12 protein-coding genes and 1 pseudogene are annotated in these 21,602 nt (G+C 42.2%); 12 read left to right on the forward strand and 1 reads right to left on the reverse strand.

Annotated features, from left to right (window positions below; genetic code table 11):
• Positions 1-3: 3 nt before the first annotated feature.
• The 5 genes and pseudogenes from MYF79_RS10920 (at position 4) to MYF79_RS10940 (ending at position 11,814) form a co-directional block, all read left to right on the forward strand.
• Positions 4-3,339, forward strand: coding sequence for a SusC/RagA family TonB-linked outer membrane protein (locus tag MYF79_RS10920; RefSeq protein WP_247813907.1), 3,336 nt, complete (start codon positions 4-6; stop codon positions 3,337-3,339).
• A 46-nt stretch (positions 3,340-3,385) separates the two neighbouring features.
• Positions 3,386-4,834 (forward strand): RagB/SusD family nutrient uptake outer membrane protein, encoded by a 1,449-nt coding sequence (locus MYF79_RS10925; protein ID WP_247813908.1) that lies wholly within the window; start codon positions 3,386-3,388, stop codon positions 4,832-4,834.
• A gap of 427 nt (positions 4,835-5,261) precedes the next feature.
• A complete protein-coding gene (locus MYF79_RS10930; RefSeq protein ID WP_247813909.1) occupies positions 5,262-7,892 on the forward strand; it encodes a glycoside hydrolase family 2 protein in 2,631 nt (876 codons plus the stop codon).
• A gap of 75 nt (positions 7,893-7,967) precedes the next feature.
• Positions 7,968-10,670 carry an alpha/beta hydrolase family protein gene (locus MYF79_RS10935; RefSeq protein WP_247813910.1) on the forward strand — a complete coding sequence of 901 codons (2,703 nt, stop codon included), beginning with the start codon at positions 7,968-7,970 and terminating at the stop codon, positions 10,668-10,670.
• Between the two features lie 94 nt (positions 10,671-10,764).
• Positions 10,765-11,814 (forward strand): annotated as a pseudogene (locus tag MYF79_RS10940) (IS481 family transposase).
• Positions 11,815-11,898: 84 nt separating this feature from the next.
• On the opposite strand, the gene MYF79_RS10945 reads toward MYF79_RS10940, so the two are convergent.
• Positions 11,899-12,165 (reverse strand): hypothetical protein, encoded by a 267-nt coding sequence (locus tag MYF79_RS10945; protein WP_247813911.1) that lies wholly within the window; start codon positions 12,163-12,165, stop codon positions 11,899-11,901.
• Between the two features lie 950 nt (positions 12,166-13,115).
• Between MYF79_RS10945 and MYF79_RS10950 the strand changes: the two genes are divergently transcribed.
• The 7 genes from MYF79_RS10950 to MYF79_RS10980 all read left to right on the forward strand — a co-directional run bounded on the left by MYF79_RS10950 (position 13,116) and on the right by MYF79_RS10980 (position 21,595).
• Positions 13,116-13,406: a nuclear pore complex Nup93/Nic96 family protein gene (locus MYF79_RS10950; RefSeq protein ID WP_247813912.1), complete on the forward strand. Its 291-nt coding sequence runs from the start codon at positions 13,116-13,118 to the stop codon at positions 13,404-13,406.
• Positions 13,407-13,979: 573 nt separating this feature from the next.
• Complete coding sequence (locus MYF79_RS10955; protein ID WP_247813913.1) at positions 13,980-14,336, forward strand: LytR/AlgR family response regulator transcription factor; 357 nt, start codon at positions 13,980-13,982, stop codon at positions 14,334-14,336.
• A 198-nt stretch (positions 14,337-14,534) separates the two neighbouring features.
• A complete protein-coding gene (locus MYF79_RS10960; protein ID WP_247813914.1) occupies positions 14,535-15,098 on the forward strand; it encodes a hypothetical protein in 564 nt (187 codons plus the stop codon).
• 387 nt (positions 15,099-15,485) lie between these two features.
• Positions 15,486-18,299 (forward strand): SusC/RagA family TonB-linked outer membrane protein, encoded by a 2,814-nt coding sequence (locus MYF79_RS10965; protein ID WP_247813915.1) that lies wholly within the window; start codon positions 15,486-15,488, stop codon positions 18,297-18,299.
• A 10-nt stretch (positions 18,300-18,309) separates the two neighbouring features.
• Complete coding sequence (locus MYF79_RS10970) at positions 18,310-19,656, forward strand: RagB/SusD family nutrient uptake outer membrane protein (RefSeq protein ID WP_247813916.1); 1,347 nt, start codon at positions 18,310-18,312, stop codon at positions 19,654-19,656.
• Between the two features lie 106 nt (positions 19,657-19,762).
• The gene (locus MYF79_RS10975; RefSeq protein ID WP_247813917.1) at positions 19,763-20,740 is read left to right on the forward strand and encodes a cyanophycinase; all 978 of its coding nucleotides are present in this window, start codon (positions 19,763-19,765) and stop codon (positions 20,738-20,740) included.
• Between the two features lie 126 nt (positions 20,741-20,866).
• Positions 20,867-21,595, forward strand: coding sequence for a carbon-nitrogen hydrolase family protein (locus tag MYF79_RS10980; protein WP_247813918.1), 729 nt, complete (start codon positions 20,867-20,869; stop codon positions 21,593-21,595).
• Positions 21,596-21,602: the final 7 nt, after the last annotated feature.

Genomic DNA, 21,602 nt, shown 5'->3' on the forward strand with positions numbered 1-21,602 from the left:
TTTATGCCTAGAACTGTTCATGTGAAACGCAATTTCCTATACGCTTTCTGTGCAGGATTTTTATGCCTATGCGTCATTTTTCGGCCGGTTGCTAAGGCAAGCACAGAGCCGCTGCAAGGAAAAGAAATCAGCATTTCTGTACGAAAGAGTAGCCTTTCTAATATTCTTAATCAGGTTAGTAAAAAAAGTGGTATTACGATCTACTTTGTGGATACTGACCTTGCACCCTATACGAATATCGATTATGATGCGAAGGATAAAGATGTGACGAGTATTCTGACTGAACTTTTTAAGGGGAAGGATTTGCTTTATGAGGTGATTAGCGAGAAGCAGATTGGGGTGAGGAAGGCAAAAGAAAAGACGCTTGTTACTGATGAATACAGGGATACTCTGGTAACAGTGACTGGACAAGTCACTGATGAAAGGGGAATGCCAATTATAGGTGCAACTGTGCTTGTTAAGGGTACCCGAAATGGTGTCACGACTAGTCAAAATGGTTCATTTAAAATAGAGGCGAAAACTAATAACTCCTTGTCAATTAGTTCTGTTGGTTACCTCTCTGTTGAGCTACCAGTTAGTAAAAGGGGGTTATTCGGAGTTGTGAAACTTAAAGAATTTGTCAGTACATTGGATGAGACTATCATTGTAGCATACGGCGAGACAACTAGACGAAAAACAACTTCTAACATTGGGACAGTAAAGGCCAAAGACATCGAAACACAACCTGTAAATAACCCACTGCTCGTTTTACAGGGCAGGGTGCCAGGGCTTTTTGTTAATCAGAATTCTGGAATCCCGGGAGGGGGTGTAACTGTTCGAATTCAAGGACTAAATAGCATGGTGAGGGGTAATGATCCTTTATATGTTATTGATGGCGTTCCATATTTTTCCCAACTATTGGATAATGGGGGAAATAATGCAGTATTAGGAGCTTCGGGAGGCACCGTCAACGGTAATCCATTATCGTATATAAATCCATCAGATATTGAAAGCATTGATGTACTAAAGGACGCTGATGCAACAGCTATATACGGATCAAGAGCGGCGAATGGCGCAATTTTAATTACCACAAAAAAAGGAAAGAGTGGTGAAACAAAGTTTGATCTTAACCTACAAAGCGGAATTGGGAAGATGACAAAACGGTTAAATCTTTTGAATACTGCTCAATACATTAAAATGCGAAAAGAAGCTAAAGCTAATGATAACGCACCAATTCGACCGACGGACTATGATATTAACGGACTTTGGGATACTACTCGAAATACAGATTGGCAGGACAAATTATTGGGGGGAACGGCTCAATATACGAACTTACAGTTTTCAGTATCAGGTGGTGGTGAGTTGACTAACTTTTTAATCGGAATGGGTTATCAAAGGGAGACGTCTGTTTTTCCAACAGATTTATCAAATCAAAAAGGCAGCGTTCATTTCAATATCGGCAACAGATCTAAAAACAATCGATTCAAAACTCAGTTAACTGGGACCTATGTTGTATTCGATAATAAGTTAACGTCCAATGATTTAACATATAGTGCAATTACACTGCCACCGAATGCGCCGTTGCCATATAAAGACGATGGTACAATTAATTGGACCCCAAACAGTTCAGGAAACAGTACATTTAGTACTCTGAATCCTGCTGTAGCATATCTTAGAACGTATCGGAATAATACAAGAAATTTAATAGCAAATTCAAATATTGGTTACCGAATTACTGAAAATTTGGAACTGCAATCAAACTTTGGCTTTACAAGCTTATCGAGTGATGAAATAAATAAATCTCCCCTGAGTTCGGTGCCGCCTGAGAGGGTAGCGAATACACAGTCATCAAGCCGATATACAACTAACGAAATCAGTACCTGGATTATTGAACCACAATTGTTGTACCGCACTGAATTTAAAAGGAACCATATTGATGCTTTATTAGGAGCAACTGTTCAACAACAAAATAGCAATGGATTAAGGCTTTCTGGAAGGGGGTATAGTACAGATGAGGTACTTGACGACATTAGGTCAGCAAATACTGTGCAGGTTGACGGTACCACCAAGATTATGTATCGTTATAGCGCAATTTTTTTTAGAGTAAACTATACTTACGAAGATAAATATGTCGTAAATGTAGCAGGAAGGCGAGATGGTAGTTCAAGATTTGGAAAGGAAAATCTCTATCATAATTTTGGTAGTATCGGAGTAGGCTGGATATTCAGTGAAGAGTCTTCAGTAAAAGATATAATGAATTGGCTGAGTTTCGGCAAAATCAGAGCTAGTTACGGAACAACTGGCAGCGATCAGATAGGAGATTACACTTTTTTAAATCTATACTCGCCAAATACATCCTATTCAATGCCCTATCAAGGGGGAAACGCCCTACAAATAAATGGCCAGTATAATCCGTATCTACAATGGGAAGAGACGAAGAAACTGCAAGTAGGTGTCGATCTTGGATTTTTTAATGACAGGGTTACAGTGAGTGCAAATTATGTGTCAAATAGATCTTCAAATCAGTTATTATATTATTCACTTCCATGGACTACAGGTTATCCAACTGTTCCAACAAATTTGCCTGCAACGGTCAAAAACCGTGGTATTGAAGCTTCAATTACCAGCAACAACCTAAAAGGGAAATTGAAATGGAGTACAAATTTTAATATAAGTCTTCAGAGAAATAGGCTGGCTTCATTTCCTAATATATCTGAAACGCCATATTCAGATATGTTCGTTATTGGAGAGTCTATTGCTATAGAAAAGGCTTATAAATTGAATGGTGTTAATCGAGAGAATGGAGTGTTTGAGTTCCTAGATCGTGAAGGGAAAAAAACCAGTGACCCAACTGACGAAGACAGATTTGTAATTATTAATCCACTTCCAAAGATATTTGGAGGGCTGTCGAATACCTTCGAATATAAAGGAATAGAGGTGTCTTTTTTGTTTCAATTTGTCAAACAGAAAGGGATTGGGAATAAATTCGGGATTTACCCAGGTAGCCGAAATACAAATCAACCGACGTCGGTACTAGATAGATGGCAGCAAGAAGGAGATGTCGCAGTTATTCAAAAGTTTAATTCAAATTCAGATCTGTCCAGCCAGCAAGACAAGGCACTTACATCTGATGTTGCTTGGGAGGACGCTTCTTATGTGAGATTGAAGAATTTGTCGGTGAGTTATAATATTCCAATTAAGAGGATTGGTAATATGGAAATAAATAATTTAAGAATTTTTGTTCATGGCCAAAACTTGTTAACATTTACCAAATATAGTGGTTTAGATCCAGAGACACGCAGTTCAAGTATTCTTCCCCCGCTGACGGTTTTAACTTTCGGCCTGAATATGAAGTTCTAATTAAAGGGAGAGATATATCTGTAACGAAAATTCAAACGTAATTCACATGGTAAACAAAATATCAACAAGTAGGGTACATTATAGAGGACTTTTCCTATTAATTATCGGCGCTTCAATATTTGCAGGATGCCGTAAGTTTCTGGAAGTGAAGCCGCCTTCTACAAGCTTAAATGCAGATAATGTATATCGATCAAATGCAACGGCTATTTCTGTGCTAACTAACGTTTACTCAAAATTAAGTCAGTCGGATGTGTTTTATGGTGAGGAATTGACAAGTGTTCAGTCGATAACTGGAATACTCGGGGACGAGTTAAATCTATATAGCGAGATTTCGATCGATGACTATGTAAACACTTTTAGAAATAATCTATCGAGTTCAAATATTATCGCTAGTCGATTTTGGAATAATTGTTACAATAATATATTTATTATTAATTCGGCATTGGAAGGCCTGACGCAGAGTGAATCGCTGACAAAAGAGGTAAGACAGCAATTGATTGGGGAAGCAAAATTTATGCGTGCGTTCTTTTATTTTTATCTATTAAATTTATACGGAGAGGTTCCGCTTATTTTGACAACGGATTATAAAGTTAATTCGAATATACCAAGAGCCGATACTGGATTAGTATGGAATCAAATAAAATCAGATTTGATTGATGCGAAAGAGTTGCTGAGCAGCGATTTTCGTGATATAAGCCTTTTGTCGAAAACGTCAGAACGGGTGAGGCCAACAAGATGGAGCGCAAGCGCACTTCTATCCAGAGTATATTTATACACAGGCGAATATAATGCAGCTATCTCAGAAGCGACAAATGTAATTAACGAGAAAAATTTGTTTGATACTGTTGAGATTGAACACGTTTTTTTGAAGAACAATCGAGAAGCGATTTGGCAGTTACAGCCGGTGGATGTTGGGTTTAATACTAGAGAAGCACGGACGTTTGTAATCCCTCCTTCCGGATTTACAGGCGAGTCGTACCCCGTTTACATGAGTGCTAACTTGATAGAATCATTCGATTTGCGGGACAAGAGGTTACAGACATGGGTAGGTTCGATATCTTTCAACGGTGACATATATAGGTTTCCATACAAATATAAGCTATATGAACAGACTGGGGATTTAGAAGAGTATTCAACTGTGTTGAGATTAGCTGAGCAATTCTTAATTCGAGCTGAAGCACGACTGCGGGTGAATGATTTAGTTGGCGCTGTTGATGACATCAATATAATAAGAAAGAGGGCTGGTCTTGACGATTTGGGTTTGAGTACACCTGAGAATATATTAAAATCCCTTATTAAGGAAAGGCAACTAGAGCTATTTAGTGAATGGGGGCATCGGTGGTTTGATATGAAGCGATTGAAAATAGTGGATGATGTTATGACCAAAGTAGATGCGGAGAAGGGCGCTGAATGGAGTGCTTATAAGCAGCAGCTTCCAATTCCCTACTTTGAAATGCGTTCAAATCCATCTCTTGTACAAAATAACGGTTATTAATATCTGCATCTTTAGTCACTCATAATATTTTTCCAAACTAGACGAGTAAGAATTCTTAAGATGTTATATCACTAGTTGATGGTATAATTGTAGTCTATCTTAAAGATATTTAATGTATCACATAGTAATGTGTCTTTTGGGGCGCTACTATGGCCTTAACTCTTACATTCCTGATGTTCTCTACTGCAATTTTCAATTTTCAAATGCCCTGTTAGTTTTAAACAATAGGAGCAATATGTGTATTTATTCACGCGTTGTGACGCATTTGAGATTTATTCCGCTTTGCGAGTGTAAGACGCCGTAATGCGGCATAATGTTCATTTTTTAGGGGGACACATTATGGTGCGGTAGAAACGGAGTAGACTGAGGGACGTGATGTTATGAGAAACAATATGAGTAATCTCAACCAAACTATAAATTGTTAGTAATGTTAAAGAAATTATACTTAAGTACTGTTCTATTTTTCATGCTAAGTGCGTTTTTTGCATTTGGCCAAGATAAGATGTCTTGGAGAATGCAGCCAGTAACGATTCATACCCGTTGGGCTAAAGATGTAAATCCAAATAATCCTTTTTCAGAATATCCACGTCCACAAATGGTCCGGAGTAATTGGTGTAATTTGAACGGCTTGTGGGAATATACTATTACTGATTTGCAGAACGCTGTGCCATCCAGGTACGAAGGCAGAATATTGGTTCCATATCCGTTGGAATCAGCGTTATCAGGTGTGGAAAGGTCTTTACAGCCATATCAGAATCTTTGGTATATGAGGACTTTTGATAAACCTGTTCTTAAAGATGGAGATCGCGTATTGCTTCATTTCGGTGCGGTGGACTGGCAGGCAACAATATATATAAATGATAAGGAAGTTGGTAGCCATACAGGGGGATATCAAGCCTTTACTCTGGATATTACAGAGCAGTTAAGACGTGGTAAGAATAGATTGGTTGTCAAAGTATTTGATCCGACTGACAAGGGGATTGGACCTCATGGTAAGCAAGTACTTAAACCAGGTAACATATATTATACTTCTTCGTCTGGCATTTGGCAGACCGTATGGATGGAAACTGTGCCTGCAGATTATATTACGGGGTTTATGATGACGCCAGATATTGACAAAGGCACTCTAAATGTTAAGGTCAATGCACCAGCTGACGCTTCTATTGAATTGGTTGCTAGCGAAACAGGTAGGGAGGTCGGTAAAATAGGTGGCAAGGCTGGGGCTTTGTTAGAACTACCAGTTAAAAATATGAAGGTATGGTCTCCCGAAACACCCTTTTTGTATGACTTGACTATAAAGCTCATAAAGGGTGATAAGATAATAGACACTGTAAGAACCTACTTTGGAATGCGAAAGATTGCTATACAGAAAGATGAAAGAGGGGTGGATCGCATCTTCTTGAACAATAAGCCTTACTTTAATTTTGGTACACTGGACCAGGGATTCTGGCCGGATGGCTTGTATACAGCGCCTACGGATAGTGCACTGAAGTTCGATATAGAAATCATTAAGGCGATGGGATTTAATACAATCCGTAAACACATCAAAATAGAACCAGCGCGCTGGTATTATTACACCGATAAGCTAGGCATGCTTGTTTGGCAAGACTTAGTTAACCCTAATCAGAGATTACGCGACGGTGCTAAAGAGCAGTACGAAAAAGAAAGTAAGGAAACTCTTGAACAACTGCATAACAATCCATCTATTACAACGTGGGTTATATTTAATGAGAAATGGGGTGCTTATGATCAACAACGGATTACTGAATGGGTTAAAACCATTGATTCTTCCCGTATCGTGAATGGCCACTCTGGCGAAATGTTATATGTAAATAATGAACTTCGTAGTCCAAGTCAGAATCCATGGGTAAGCTCTGATATGACGGATGTTCATTCATATCCGTTCCCTCGTAATGCCCCTAAGCTGCTTGGAAAAGCACGTGTTCTTGGCGAATTTGGAGGCATTGGTGTTCCTGTTATTGGACATCTTTGGGATGATCTGGTGACAGGATGGGGGTATGACGGTATTGTTTCCCCCACTACCATGCAAAGGCAGTATAAGAAAATGATTGATTCGATAAAAGTATTGGAAGGGTTAGGGTTAAGCGGTTCTATATATACTCAACCTTTTGATGTTGAGGGCGAGCAAAATGGTTTAATAACATATGATCGGAATGTGTCTAAAGTTCCTTTATCTGTAATCAGAAGTATAAATTCAATAGTGACTAATAATGTTCTGTCGGAAGCGAAATTGGAACAGTTATTCTCGATCCGGAACGCCGCTGAACAGGATTCGATATATGAGGAAGAAATGAGGAAATTCAAGGTGGGATCTAAGGATTCTCTTCTTTTGCGAAGAATTTCAATATTCGCGCGTGCCAAGAATGACGCTAAAACCGCAGATGTCGCTTCAAATCAGTATATAGAATCGTTGGTTGATCCATTTCAATGGCATAACTTAAAGTTTATTGTGAGTTTTACAGATGAATCAAAAGATGTAGGATTTAATTTCCTCTTGCGGAATTATCAATTAATAGACTCAATATTGGGAGAAAATATAGGTGAGAATGCATTGCTAACAATCTGTTATAACGAAGAATTAAAGCCGCTGGAAATGAGTGAAAAACCCAATTGGGATTCTAGTGAGAAAAGGATTTTATCGAAGTATGGTATCGTTGGACACATATTTTACTTGAATCGAAAGGCAATGTTAGCGGTGGATAGAGATATTCGAACTTTTGTGTCTGCTAAGAACACTTTGCATGAAAGGTACCCAGGCTCAATATCGCCAGTGGATATGAATAATGACGCCTGGACGGTATTTGAAAAATCGGACGATAAGGGATTATTGTCAACAGCATTAGGCTGGGTGAAAAAGGCGATATCAATGGAGGAGGAAAATGCAGCGTATATTGATACATATGCTAACTTATTGTATAAATTGGGTAGTAAGAAAGAGGCCATATCGAATCAAGAGAAAGCCGTTAGATTAGCGCCCAAAGAGAAAAGTTATCTTACTACATTGTCAAAAATGAAAGAAGGTGGACAAACGTGGTAAACTGTTAATCAATCTCTATCTCCTAAATTTTAATCGTATGTATTTAATAAATTCGGAAAAGAAAATTTATGCTCGATGAATAAGGTTCTTAAAACGCTTGTTTTTTTTCTTCTATTTCACAACTGTATTATATTTCAAATATTTTCTCAAGATAAAGCAATAGACATTGATTTCTTAAAACATCAGGACTCTCATGAAACGGATTTCCAAATTAGTAACAGTAAGGAATTCTACGCGGTTGTTCATAGGGGAGAAAATATAGCGGATTCTATTGAAGTTCGGACGATAGATGGAAAGAGAATATTGAAGCTCCTTCCTGAGGATTTAGTAACATCTGGTAGATTTAGCCAAAACGGCGAATGGTACATTTATACATCTTCCAATGGGAATAATGGATATTATAATTTAAAAGAGAAAAAAATAAATGTCATTTCTGGTGAAACCTGCCGATTCATTGATGGCGACAAGAAAACTTACGCTCTATACAGGTTGGACACGAATTGGTATTTGAAATGTCTGGAGGACCGGAGGACAATTCAGGTTGCAATCAAACGAGCTGAGGATCTAATTATCGCTGGGCATATGATACTTTGTCTAAATGCTGATTCAATTGTAACTGTGAATCTTGAAAAGTATGAAAGAAAAGTTATCAAAAAAATAGGAATAGATATATCTGCTGTGATAATTGACAATAATGCCCAGAGGGTCGCTTTTGCCGGGAGACAGTCTTTAAATAAACAGATAATCGACGGGTTGTACTACTTTACAATTGGAGATACGGAATTGATCGCTGGACCTTTTGTAAAAAGGGACCAACAGCAAGAAAAAGAAGAAAGTAAAGCGGTTGTACCGGTGTCATTTGCAAAAAAGGGAGAGGTTTTGATTTACAAAGTTCGCTCGAAGATGGATATGCGGTATTCTGATAGCAGCTACTCAGTGAAGGTTGATATTTGGAATTATAAAGACCCGGTTTCGCTTTCATCTAAATCTTCAATGGAAGATAATTCTTATGAAGAGCACTTTGAGGGAATTAAACTAACTACTGGTGATACATTTCAGGTCTCAAGGCCTGGCGAAATGGTTATTGGAAAGACCGATAATAATAATTATTGTATATTGGAAAATTCCTATAGAAAGTACGATCATTTCTGGAGGAAAGATTCATGGCAAACAGTAACAATTGCAAATATTGGAGATTCGAGCAGAAAGGTTATTATTAATAAAACGAACGATAATATTACTGATATTAAGCTTTCTCCAAACGAAAAATTTGTTATTTGGTTTAATAATACCGATAAGCAATACTATTGTTACAATATAGCCCGTGAGCAGACAAGCTGTATTACAGATAAGTTGCCGGTCGCCATATATGAGAAGGCTGATTTTATAGCAAGTATGAAGCCTTACGGAGTCGCAGGTTGGTCGGATGGTGATTCATCAATTTTAATAAATGATGAGAATGATATTTGGATCATCGATGTTTTGGGCAGTAAATCTCGCCGTATTACTAGTGGTATGGGTAGAAAAAAGGGATTAATGTTTAGGTTGATGCCGAGTCATGCCTTCGAAACCGATTTACTAGTTCAACGGAATGATGTTATAAGACTTGTTGTGTATGACAAGACTACAAAAAGAAACGGATTTGCGTATATAAACAGTTTGAATGATTCTGTTCCACACCTTTTAGCTATGGAGGACGCATTGTTCTATTTCCCCAAGTTATATTATGGAAATGGTTCAATAGACATGGGAGGTATACCTCCAACCCGTTTGGCTGATGGTGATTTTCTAGTGCGGCGTCAAACAGTGGAAAGTGGTATAAGCTATTGTCTAACTAAAGATTTTAGGCACTTTACGGAGGTTTGGCGAGACAGTCCGCCAGTTGGATATGTCTGGATGAAGACAGAACTACATACATGGAAAAATAGCAAGGGAGATTTGCTGCAGGGAATTCTATATAAACCCTCGAACTTTGACGCCCGAAAAAAGTATCCTGTAATCTTCGATTATTACGAAAAAAGGAGTGATGAATTACATCACTTTATGAAACCTCGTTTTTCTACCTGTAGAATTGATATACCATATTATGTAAGCAACGGGTACTTGATTTTTGTTCCGGATATTATATATAAAGCGGGAGAAACGTGCCAGTCAGCAACAGACTGTGTGGTCTCTGCGGCGAGGTATTTATCGACTTTTGATTGGATAGATACGATGAAACTGGGGCTTCAGGGGCACAGTTTTGGGGGGTATCAAACAAATTGTATTATTACTCACTCAAATCTCTTTGCGGCTGCGTGTGAGGCGTCGGGTGCGTCGAATTTAACAAGTGCAAATGGAGAATTATTTGGTGTTAATTATCAAGGTGGAGCGAGACACTTTGTATATGAGGAGTATCAAGGAAATTTACGGTCTCCTATGTTCGAAAATCCTGATTTGTATATTAAAAATTCCCCCGTTTTTTTCGTTAAAAATGTATCCACTCCATTGTTGATAATGCATAATAAGGATGATGGAGCAGTGTTGTTTTCTCAAGCTGTCGAGATGTATTTGGGTCTTTATAGGGCTATGAAACCTGTTTGGCTGCTTCAATATGATGGTCATGGACACGGAACGTGGGGGGAGGCGTCTGTTGATTTTACCATTAGAATGAAACAGTTTTTTGATCATTATCTGAAGGGCGAGAAGGCCCCAGTTTGGATGTCAAAAGGTGTGCCTTATTATTTGAGATCAAAATACTCGGGTCTGGATTTGGAAGATATTCCTATCGAAGAGTAGTTGTGTTTTAACTTGAAGAAGTTGTGATTTAATCTGACAGTTGGGTTAATTTTAAGTTACCACACTTTATCATTAACCCTTTAAACTGCCAGAAATGAATACAGCAGTAAAGTTAATCAAAAACAAGGTTGGCCTATTAAAATTGGCCGAAGAATTAGGCAATGTCTCTCACGCCTGCAAGTTGTTTGGTTATAGCAGAGATAGCTTTTGTAGGTTCAAAGAACTGTATGATGAAGGAGGAGAGCTGGCATTGCAGGAAGTCAGCAGGCGTAAGCCCATATTAAAGAATCGTGTGGAGCCCTAGGTGGAAAAGCCTGTGGTTGAAATGGCGATTGAGCAACCGGCTTTCGGACAACTTAGAGCCAGCAATGAATTAAAGAAGCAAGGCATTATTATCTCACCTGCAGGCGTGCGGGGAGTATGGCTAAGACATAATCTGGAAACATTTAAGAAACGTCTAAAAGCTCTGGAAGAGAAATCTGGAAGTGAAGGCCTGGTTTTAACTGAAGCTCAGGTCATCGCATTGGAAAGAGCAAAAGAGGAAAAGGTTGCTCATGGCGAAATCGAAACACTTCATCCTGGTTATCTCGGCGCACAGGATAACTATTATGTAGGCACTATAAAAGGTGTCGGAAAAATCTATCAGCAGACATTTATTGATACCTACACTAAGGTCGCGTTTGCCAAAATATATGACCGTAAACACGCTTTGGTTGCAGCAGACATGTTAAACGACAGGGTATTACCATTCTATGAGGAATATGGAGTACGCTTGCTGCGTGTATTAACTGATAGAGGCACTGAATACTGTGGAGCAAGAGATCATCATGAATTTGAGCTCTATTTAGCATTAGAGGACATAGATCATGCTAAGACTAAAGCGAGAAGCCCTCAAACCAACGGAATCTGTGAACGATTTAACCGTACGGTTCAAGACGAGTTTTACTCGATAGCCTTCCGGAAGAAGATCTACACTTCTCTTGAGCAGATCCAGACCGATTTAGATGAGTGGATTGATCACTACAATCGTAATCGGACACATACTGGTAAATACTGCTTCGGACGAACTCCTTTACAAACTTTCGAAGAAACAGTACCTTTAGCAAAAGAAAAGCAGCTGGACGAGCTACCGCCAACTGCCTAAAATATTACCCGACTGTCGGATCAAATCGGAGCTATTACATTTAAATGTAGGCAGCCCAACACTGGGCTGCCTCATTCAATTTAATCACTCAGGAAGCAGGTAAACTGTGTTAGCAGGGCAACCAGCTTGTGGATTCCTAATAGTTGTAATAGAAGTAATGAATGTGGTAGTCGCATCAACAGGATCGGTTGTGTACGTAGAAGTGAAAGAAGACGTACATAAGCCGTTAACTCCTGTCTTGTACCACGTTTTAACTGGGGCGAAAGCGGCTTCTTTAGCTTTGAATGCAAAAATACCACCAGCTACTGCCATTAGGGCAACTGCGCCCAAAACGATTCTTGCTTTGTTCATGGTTTATTCGCCTTTCTAAATCAAAAGGCTAAACTTTAGTTAACAAATTATTGGCGCCTACTCTTTTCTACAGGTTTTCGGCTTCCCCATTTATTATTCCGACGTCGAAAAAAATTAATCAATTAGTTTGAGCTTTTGTTTCAGCAGACATTTTCCACCACCGAAGCAAATGGGCCTAGAGTGTTATTAATACAGCATCTATTAGTCTAGTGAAGGCTGAAGTGAACTCATTGCCCTTCTCGGTTCCATGGCCTAAATGTCTGAAGCCTTTAAAGAAAGTCATAGGAACGCTTCGCTGAATTTGACCGACAACAGAAGTCGATAAGTTAACGTTGGCAATTTCACCCTGTGTGAATATGACATATTTATGAAAGGAATTATAAAAGATCCTTTAGCATAGAATTTGGTTTTTTAATTGTCGTTTCCTAAAGCTAATAGTTTAGGTCAACAGAATATTTTATGTAAAGTCTACCGAGAAAGTAAGACCGTTACGAACTTTAACGTATGGTATACAATTCACCACTTTAGATATGGTGTGATTAAATATCAATGTTCATTTTCAATAAAAGTTTAGGTTAACGTGATCATCAGGTTTGTTCCCTTTGTCATTTCAAAGATGATACTATTTTTTTGATTATAGAACTGTATATCTGTGATATTCCCTATGTCCAAAGAGTTTCTCTCTATGTACCAAATGCAACACTAAAGCAGTGAGTGCCACTGAACCTAGGGCGGGAGCGGAGTGTTTGGAATAATCGTGTAGTACGTTGGTGAAAAGTTAGAGGTTCTTCAGCTCGTTTTTACTGATGTCGTTCTTTTGTTTAGTCAGATCTCATGGGCAAAAATAGATGAAAAGGAAGATTCCCGTCGCGAATTAATATCAATATCCTTACATAAAAATTCACGTAAAACCCGCAATCCTTATTTCCCTAGTTTTACCAAAAAAAACTATGGCAAGAACTAAAAATCCATTATTCACCGGCGCAAAAATGGCCCGCGGTAAAATAGCTCCCGGTTTTATCTTAAAAACCCGTGGCGAAAAAGCATTTATCAGTAAATGCCCCGACATGAGCAACGTCGTTCCTTCCGAATTACAGCTCGAATATAAAGATCGATTTAGATCCGCTGTAGAATATGCAAAGAGCATCGTCAGTGATCCATACAAGAAGGCCGCCTATAAGGTAAGGAAGGGTAGTACAGTATACCACTCTGCTATTAAAGACTATCTTGAGAATAATTGACGAAGCAGATCATCGTCAACCTGTGCCAACTATTGTTGTATCTCCATCCTCATATCATACTTCACAAAACAGAGTATATCCTATCGCTCTTAATTGGATGATTCCCCGGTAGCAATCCGGTATCAACGGTGTACCAATGGCCTTAACTTACGTTCATCTTATGTTCAAGACGTAAGTTGAACGTAAGTTAAAGCCATTGGTACTATAGTGGTACTACATACACTAAGGATTGTAACATATAAATTTTCAAAAATTCACGTCTTATAATGATCTTTAAATAATTATTTTTCAGTAAATTAGATAGATATTGTTAATCTCCTGTCTGACATAGTTTACACAACACACTAATTATTTTTTTATTATTAAAAGGATTTAATATGAAAAACACTTCAGTTAATCTCGCCTCAGGCAATTCCATTCTCTGTGCCCCCATTGCTGTTCAGTCTACCCCTATGCTATTACTATACCTACTACGACTACGACTATCCCTACGACTATGTTTCCTACCTGGTTCCCACAATTATTTCTCTCTCTTGCTTAAACCCTATTCGTTAATCTCCATACTCAAATTATATGAAGAATCGTATGCTTATGCTTGCCAAAGGCGGCATTCACGAAATGCTTAATAGTGATACCATCGTCTATATCCGTGTTAATCTTACCTATAGCATCATTAAGTTTTCAGACGGCCGGTCCCAGGCAATTGCTCTTAGTCTGAAACAGTTTGAGAAGTACCTCCCGCCAGATTTATTTTGTCGCACTCACAGAAAGTATATTGTTGCCCTTGATCATGTTAAGAGCGTCTCCCGAGGTGATATAACGGTCACGGGCGGAGAGGAAATACCACTTAGTAAGGACTTCAAGCAAAAGTTTTTCAGCCATTTTGTGGTAATTACCGAAAAAACGGAATTGCAGGAAGAACCTTTATGAGACGGTTTGGGCCTCTTATTTGTTAATTTGGGCCCTTAGTATAGATACTTCAAAACCGCTTTAAAATCCTTCCTAACATTGTATCATCAATCACGGCCAAAGGGGCCGCACCTGTAATAGGAGAGAGGTGCCTCCTGTTACACCCGGCGGTAGTGATGGTGGAGATCTTTCTTTTTATAATCCGTAAAAAAAAATAACATGGCAAAAATAATAAATCAGGAAAATCCTATGATGAACGGCGTGACCGGCACAATAGGTAACTTAACCTTCGCTACGAGAAAAGGGCAAACAATTTCCTTTCCTAAGCGGGGGCCTAATAAAAAGCCACCGACAGAAGAACAGGTGGCGGTTCAGCTGAATTTTGAACGCTTTGCAGCATACGCTCAGGAGGCAGTCGCTGATCCGGTAACGAAGCTGATGTATGCAAAGGCTGCAAAGAAAGGGCAGACCGCCTTTAATGTGGCTTTTCGCGATGCCGCCAGGCCGCCACGGATACCGCAGATCGATACCAGGAAGTATCGTGGACTTGTAAACGATGTGATCAAATTCCTGGTCAAGGACGTCGTTCCTGTAGAATCTGTAACCGTCAGGATCCTGTCTGCGGCCGGTGCGGAGCTCGAACAGGGAGACGCAGCCCGGAGTACGGGCAACTACTGGTCGTATAAGGCAACGGTTGCTAATCCTGCAGTATTTGGTACCCGTGTGCTGGTTACTGCAACTGACCTGCCGGGTAATGTTACTGAAGCGGAATTCGTGATCTAGTGATCATTTAAACGAGAGGTGCTCTGGCCTTATAGCCAGAGCGCTTCTTTATTAATTGGCAGCCGCACTACCAATTAACAGAGATTCGTTTATCCTCCCTTAATCTTCAATTTTAAAGTGAAGAGTAAGAGAGGATAAGTATCTCAAATGGAATTCAAATGAATTGAAACATCTCTCCACCCCCTCACTCATTAAAAAAACAGTAGCTAATTTCTCCCAGCTATTTTGATAAACCATTTTTTAAACTAATTTTGTCTACATAATTAGTAGACTAAAGCCCGTTTGTATCCCACCAGCACATAACGGCTATTACCTATCAATACTTTAGCAACCTTCAGCTCCCGGCAACTGCTGCCGGCGGGTATTCCATTATCTAAATTGTTCGATGTGAAAAAACATTTACACGTCAGTATCATGCTATGCTTACTGGTGGGGCCTTTATTGAGTAATGCACAGACTGTAGCTCCTCCCGACACCACCATTGCTGCTTCCATGAATCGCGCACTCAGCGAAGTGATCGTTGTCGGTTACGGTGCGCAGAGTAAAAAGGCTGTAGTGGGCGCGGTAACGAGCATTAAGGCGGCAGGTACAAAAGACAGACCTGTGGCTAGTTTTGATCAGCAGCTGCAGGGCCGTGCTCCAGGTGTGCAGGTAAGTGCAAACACCGGTGTTCCGGGGGATGGTATTTTCTTTCGTATCCGCGGTACGACTTCTATCAATGCGGGAAACGACCCTTTGTACGTAGTAGATGGCGTATTCATCAATAACCAGTCATTACAGAAGGTGACTACCCAGGGACAGGCAAATAATCCGCTGGCGGATATTAACCCTGCGGATATTGAGTCGATCTCCATTCTGAAAGATGCTACGGCTACTGCCATCTACGGCGCCCGGGCGGCGAATGGGGTCGTATTGATCACGACGAAGCGCGGCGCCTATAATAGTCGCCCGAAAGTAGCTTTCAATACTTACGCCGGCGTGGCATGGGCGCCCGAATTGTGGGAACTGGTAACAGGTCCGGAGCATGCAACTATTATCAACGACGCCTGGGTCAATGATGGGAAGCCTTTTGCTACAAGGCCTTTCAGACCCAAATCAGAAGGTGGTCGCGGCCTGCCGGAAGAGCAGCCTACATACGATCGCCTGCATGATATTTTCCGCACCGGCGCTATACAAAATTATGATCTCTCGCTGTCGGGTGGTAATGAGAAAACGAGGTATTATCTGAGTGGTGGTTATAACAAGCAGTTAGCCAATATCCGAACGAACGACTATCAACGCGCCAGCCTGAAAGTAAATCTCGACCAGCAGGTCAATGACAGGATACGGGTAGGGACCAGTAACTCCCTGTCACGGTCCCGCCGTACCAATGCACGCGTGGGGGATGGACCGCAGGGAGGGATATTGCAGGCGGCCCTGCATACCCCGACATATCTGCCTAAGTTCAATGATGACGGCACCTATGCTAAATGGGCGGGTTTTGACAACCTGGATGTGCTGATCAAATACACGGATATGCATTCTACCAGCACCCGTTATATTGGTAACTTATATGCGGAAGCCGATATTTTGCGTAAGCTGAAGTTCCGTACCAGCTGGAGCCTGGACTATAACGACTACGATGAATATGAATACTGGAACAGCTATACCAACCGGGGAAGCGCCAGTAAAGGCCTGGCTACATCCAGCGTCAGTAAGAACATTGTGTGGGTGAATGAACAGACATTGTCTTACAGGACCAGCCCGGGGCAACGTCACACACTGGGGATACTGGTAGGTAATTCCGTTCAGGGCAATATCGCGCAGCAAACATTTGCACAGGGTACCAATTTCCCCAGCGATGCTTTTAAACAAATTGCTTCCGCTGCAACTACTACAGCTTCCTCCAACCGCGCAGAGAACAGGCAGGTATCTTTCTTCTCCCGTGTGGAATATAACTATGAAGGAAAATACCTCGCGGAAGCGAATTTCCGTGCAGACGCTTCCTCTAAATTCGGCACAGACAATCAATGGGGTTATTTCCCGTCTCTTGGCATAGCATGGCGGGCAAAGGAAGAACGCTTCCTGCAGGCGGTAGACGCTATCAGCGATCTGAAAATAAGAGCGAACTATGGGCTGACGGGTAACCAGAACGGTATCGGCAATTTCGCGTCCCGTGGCCTCTGGGCAGCTGGTTCGAACTACCTGGACAATCCCGGTACGGTGCCGCTGCAACTGGCTAACCCCGAACTGGGATGGGAAACCACCCGGCAATGGAACCTGGGCCTTGACCTCGGACTGATAGATGATCGTATCAGCATCGAATTTAACTGGTATGATAAATATACCTCCGATCTCTTACTGAACCTGCCATTGCCTGTCAGCAGCGGATTCCGCACCATTGCCAGCAATTCAGGCGAGATCAGTAACAAAGGTTTTGAGCTGGGTATCAACACCACGAACATCCGCAGCAAGAATTTTATATGGCAAACAGGATTTAATATCTCCCGCAACATCAACAGGATTGAAAAGCTGAATATCCCGATAGATGCCTCCTATAACGTGGAAAGAATGGCGCAGGGTTATCCCATGCATGCTTTCTTTGTATATCGCCAGTTATACGTCGATACAAAGACAGGAGATGCGGTGTATGAAGATGTCAATAAAGATGGTAAGATCACTGCGGCTGACAGGCAGATGACCGGGCAGGCCACACCTAAATTCTTTGGAGGCCTCAATAATAATGTGAGCTATAAAGGATTTGATCTCGCTGTGTTCTTCAATTTCCAATGGGGTAACAAAGTGTACAACAGCAACCGCTTCTTCCACGAATCAGGCGGTACACGGGATGACCGCAGGGCCATCAACAAAAACCAGCTGAACCGCTGGCAGAAGCCAGGTGATGTGACCGATGTACCAAGGATCACTACCATCGGTACTAATTACACACTCAGTCCTATCAGCCGTTTCCTGGAAGATGGCTCTTTCCTGCGGTTAAGTTCCCTGACACTCGGATACACAGTGCCCACACCATTGGCCAATCGTATTCACGCCAGCAACATCCGTTTTTACCTGAGTGGTACCAATCTCTGGCTGCTGAAAAAATATAAGGGACCAGATCCTGAGGTGAATGTTACTTCCGATCCCAATGTACAGGGATACGATCTTGGAACACCGCCACAACCACGCACGGTACAATTTGGTCTGAACCTTACACTTTAAAATGATGAACATGAGACTAAGCATATATCTTTTAGCAGGCATCTCCCTCTTGGGCGCGTCCTGCAAGAAGTTCCTCGATGTACAACCCGAGCAACAGGTGGACGATTCGCAAGCTATTACCAATCTGGGAAGTGCAGAAACGGCGGTAAATGGTCTTTATAACCTCTTGGGAAATGACAGTTATTATGGCTCCAATTTTCAGGCATTGTCTTACCTGTCTGGCGGCGATATCCAGTGGACAGGCTCGCAGTCGGCGCCGGCGCAGATAGCTAATCGTCAGATAACGGCGGACAATGCTAACGTCGCTTCTTCCTGGGCGGCCATTTACCGGACCATCCTTTCTGCCAATTACATTATCGATGTCATTCCAAAACTTGCTGATCCGCTGTTCACCCAGGTGAAGAAAGATCAGCTGACAGGAGAAGCCTATTTCGTCAGGGCGTTATCGTACTTTGATCTGGCCCGGGGCTGGGGAGGTGTGCAATTGATACTGACGCCTACACGCCTGCCGGGCGATCATGCAGGTATTAAAAGAAGCAGCCTGGACGAGACCTATCAACAGGTGCTCAGCGATCTGAATAAAGCAGCGGAATTGTTGCCACTGAGCACCAACAGGAACAGGGCTACCCGCAAAACTGCTTGGGCCCTGAAAGCCCGTTATTTCCTTTACCGACAGCAATGGGACTCCGCAGACCTGTATGCCACCAGGATCATCGATGATGTAGCCAATTACCGGCTGCTAAAGCCCTACAATGCTTTCTTTGCTAATAATGCAACGGCAACTGCAGAATCGGTTTTTGAGATCAGTTACAGTGTATCCTTTAAGAACGGGCATTTTAACTGGTGGCTGCCGCCCGCCCTGGGAGGCAGAAGGGAATGGGCGCCTAATGCACAGCTGGTGGCGCTCCTGAACGATCCTGCTATTGGCGGTAACAGGAACGCCCTGATCGGTCAGACCGCTCCCCCCGGGAACCTCTGGTATGGAAAGCTATACTATCGTACGCCCACCGGTACCGATCCGGCTTACCTGATAAGGATAGCAGAGCTGTACCTGATACGCGCGGAAGCCAGGGCGAAAAACGGGCTGCTGACGGAAGCCCTGCAGGACCTGAATGCTATCCGCGACCGTGCCGGCATTGCTCCCAGTACGGCAGACACCAAAGAAGCGATCCTGCTGGCTATTGAAAACGAAAGAAGGCTGGAATTTGCGTTCGAAGGCGACCGCTGGTTCGACCTGGTACGTACCGGCAGGGTGGCGAATGTATTAGGGCTAACAGACAAGAACCGATATGTATTCCCGATACCGGCAGATGAACTGCTGGCAGATGGAAACCTGGACCCTAATCCCGGTTATTAGAAGCTGTATATTCAAGGAAAACCTGGTATGACGATGAATAATACCATCCGTAATAAAAAAATGCGATTATAAACCCTTTAAATACGATCTGATGAAACAGTCGATCATGTCATTTTTTTTCGCCGGCTTCCTGTTCCTGGCTGCCGGTGCTATTGCACAGCAAAACACAGGCGCTGATACACAATCATCAAACACAGCCAGGGCCGGTGTTACACAGTCATCAAATATGGCTGCAGCTTCCGTGGAGGCTGACGCTGTTGTAGGTCCTCAGAAAGGCGCCCTGATCATTGTCGGCGGTGGCAAAGTAGGGCCGGAAATATGGGCACGCTTTATAGAGCTGGCTGGCGGTCCTAACGCCAATATCGTAGTGATCCCTACGGCCGGTGAAGATTCAGCCCTTGCTACCGGCAAATCATTCGAAAAAGAACTGCTGCAGGATCTCGGGGTGGCCCAGGTAACAGTACTACACACACGTGATCCTAAAGTCGCCAACACAGCAAGCTTTGTAGCGCCGCTGAAAAAGGCAACCGGTATCTGGTTTCCCGGTGGCCGCCAGTGGAAAATTGCTGATGCCTACCTGCACACATTGGCAGAAAAGGAGATCAAAGCGGTGCTTACCCGCGGTGGTGTAATAGGGGGTACTTCTGCAGGTGCCACCATCCAGGGCTCATTCCTGCTGAGGGGAGACACCAAAGGCAATAGCATCCTGGAAGGAGACCACATACATGGGCTGGACCTGATCCATCATACCGCTATCGACCAGCACATCCTGCGCCGTAACCGGCAGTTTGACCTGGTAGGTGTGATAAAGGCGCATCCTGACCTGCTGGGCATCGGTATTGACGAGAGTACGGCCATCGTGGTGCAGAAAGATACGTTTGAAGTGATCGGAAACTCCTATGTAGCTATTTATGACATTGCCCATATCAACGAAAAACAGAAAAGTCCTACGGGGGAATATAACACCGATGGGCCCTTCTATTTCCTCGGCAGGGGACAACGATTCGATCTGCAGCAGCGTAAAGTGATCACAAATACCAGCCGTTCCGCAGTGGTAAATACACCCAGGCTGAGTAACAACTAGGTGATCAGTTAGTTGTGCCACAGCAAAAAAGCCGTCCTGAAATATATCGGGGACGGCTTTTTTTTCTTAAAATATAGCAATAATATTACGCTATCCTAACCGGCAGGCATCCATAAAAACCAGACTATGAAACTTTGCGTAGCACAGGCAAAAGCAGTAAAAGGAGACATCCGGAGTAATATCGAAAACCATAAAAAGATCATTGATCTGGCTATTTCTCACGGTGCTGACACCATTATCTTCCCGGAATTGTCCATAACAGGTTATGAGCCCACATTGGCGAAAGACCTGGCTATTTGTATGGACGATGCTTGCCTGGACGATTTTCAGGAGATCAGCGACAGCAGGCAGGTGACAATCGGGGTAGGGGTACCGCTGAAAGCAGATACGGGTATCACGATCAGTATGGTCTTATTCCAGCCAGGTAAGCAACGGGAAGTCTATGCGAAGAAGTACCTGCATGCAGATGAGGATCCTTATTTCGTTAGCGGACAAAGCACTATCAGCATGCTGGGAGAAGAAAGCGATGTAGCACTGGCTATTTGTTATGAGCTGTCTGTGCCGGCACATGTGGAAGATGCCTATAAATGCGGTGCAGTGGTATATGTTGCCAGCGCGGTGAAATCGACAGGAGGGATCGATAAAGCGATTGCCAGGCTGTCTGAAATAGGAGAGCAGTATGAAATGACGGTATTGCTGGCAAATGCGGTAGGGGAGTCTGATGGATTTGAATGCGCGGGAAAGTCCGGCATATGGGATAATACCGGCGCGTTGATAAGCCAGCTGGATGCCAGCAGCGAAGGCATCCTGGTATTTGATACAAAGACACGGAATGTGGTTACTGCTACCCTGTAATGAATGA

This window comes from Chitinophaga filiformis (assembly GCF_023100805.1).
GTDB lineage: Bacteria > Bacteroidota > Bacteroidia > Chitinophagales > Chitinophagaceae > Chitinophaga > Chitinophaga filiformis_B.

Coding starts and splice junctions, on each gene's coding strand:
- MYF79_RS10920 (WP_247813907.1), top strand. CDS start 4: ATGCCTAGAACTGTTCATGTGAAACGCAATTTCCTATACGCTTTCTGT.
- MYF79_RS10925 (WP_247813908.1), top strand. CDS start 3,386: ATGGTAAACAAAATATCAACAAGTAGGGTACATTATAGAGGACTTTTC.
- MYF79_RS10930 (WP_247813909.1), top strand. CDS start 5,262: ATGTTAAAGAAATTATACTTAAGTACTGTTCTATTTTTCATGCTAAGT.
- MYF79_RS10935 (WP_247813910.1), top strand. CDS start 7,968: ATGAATAAGGTTCTTAAAACGCTTGTTTTTTTTCTTCTATTTCACAAC.
- MYF79_RS10945 (WP_247813911.1), bottom strand. CDS start 12,165: ATGAACAAAGCAAGAATCGTTTTGGGCGCAGTTGCCCTAATGGCAGTA.
- MYF79_RS10950 (WP_247813912.1), top strand. CDS start 13,116: ATGGCAAGAACTAAAAATCCATTATTCACCGGCGCAAAAATGGCCCGC.
- MYF79_RS10955 (WP_247813913.1), top strand. CDS start 13,980: ATGAAGAATCGTATGCTTATGCTTGCCAAAGGCGGCATTCACGAAATG.
- MYF79_RS10960 (WP_247813914.1), top strand. CDS start 14,535: ATGGCAAAAATAATAAATCAGGAAAATCCTATGATGAACGGCGTGACC.
- MYF79_RS10970 (WP_247813916.1), top strand. CDS start 18,310: ATGAGACTAAGCATATATCTTTTAGCAGGCATCTCCCTCTTGGGCGCG.
- MYF79_RS10975 (WP_247813917.1), top strand. CDS start 19,763: ATGTCATTTTTTTTCGCCGGCTTCCTGTTCCTGGCTGCCGGTGCTATT.
- MYF79_RS10980 (WP_247813918.1), top strand. CDS start 20,867: ATGAAACTTTGCGTAGCACAGGCAAAAGCAGTAAAAGGAGACATCCGG.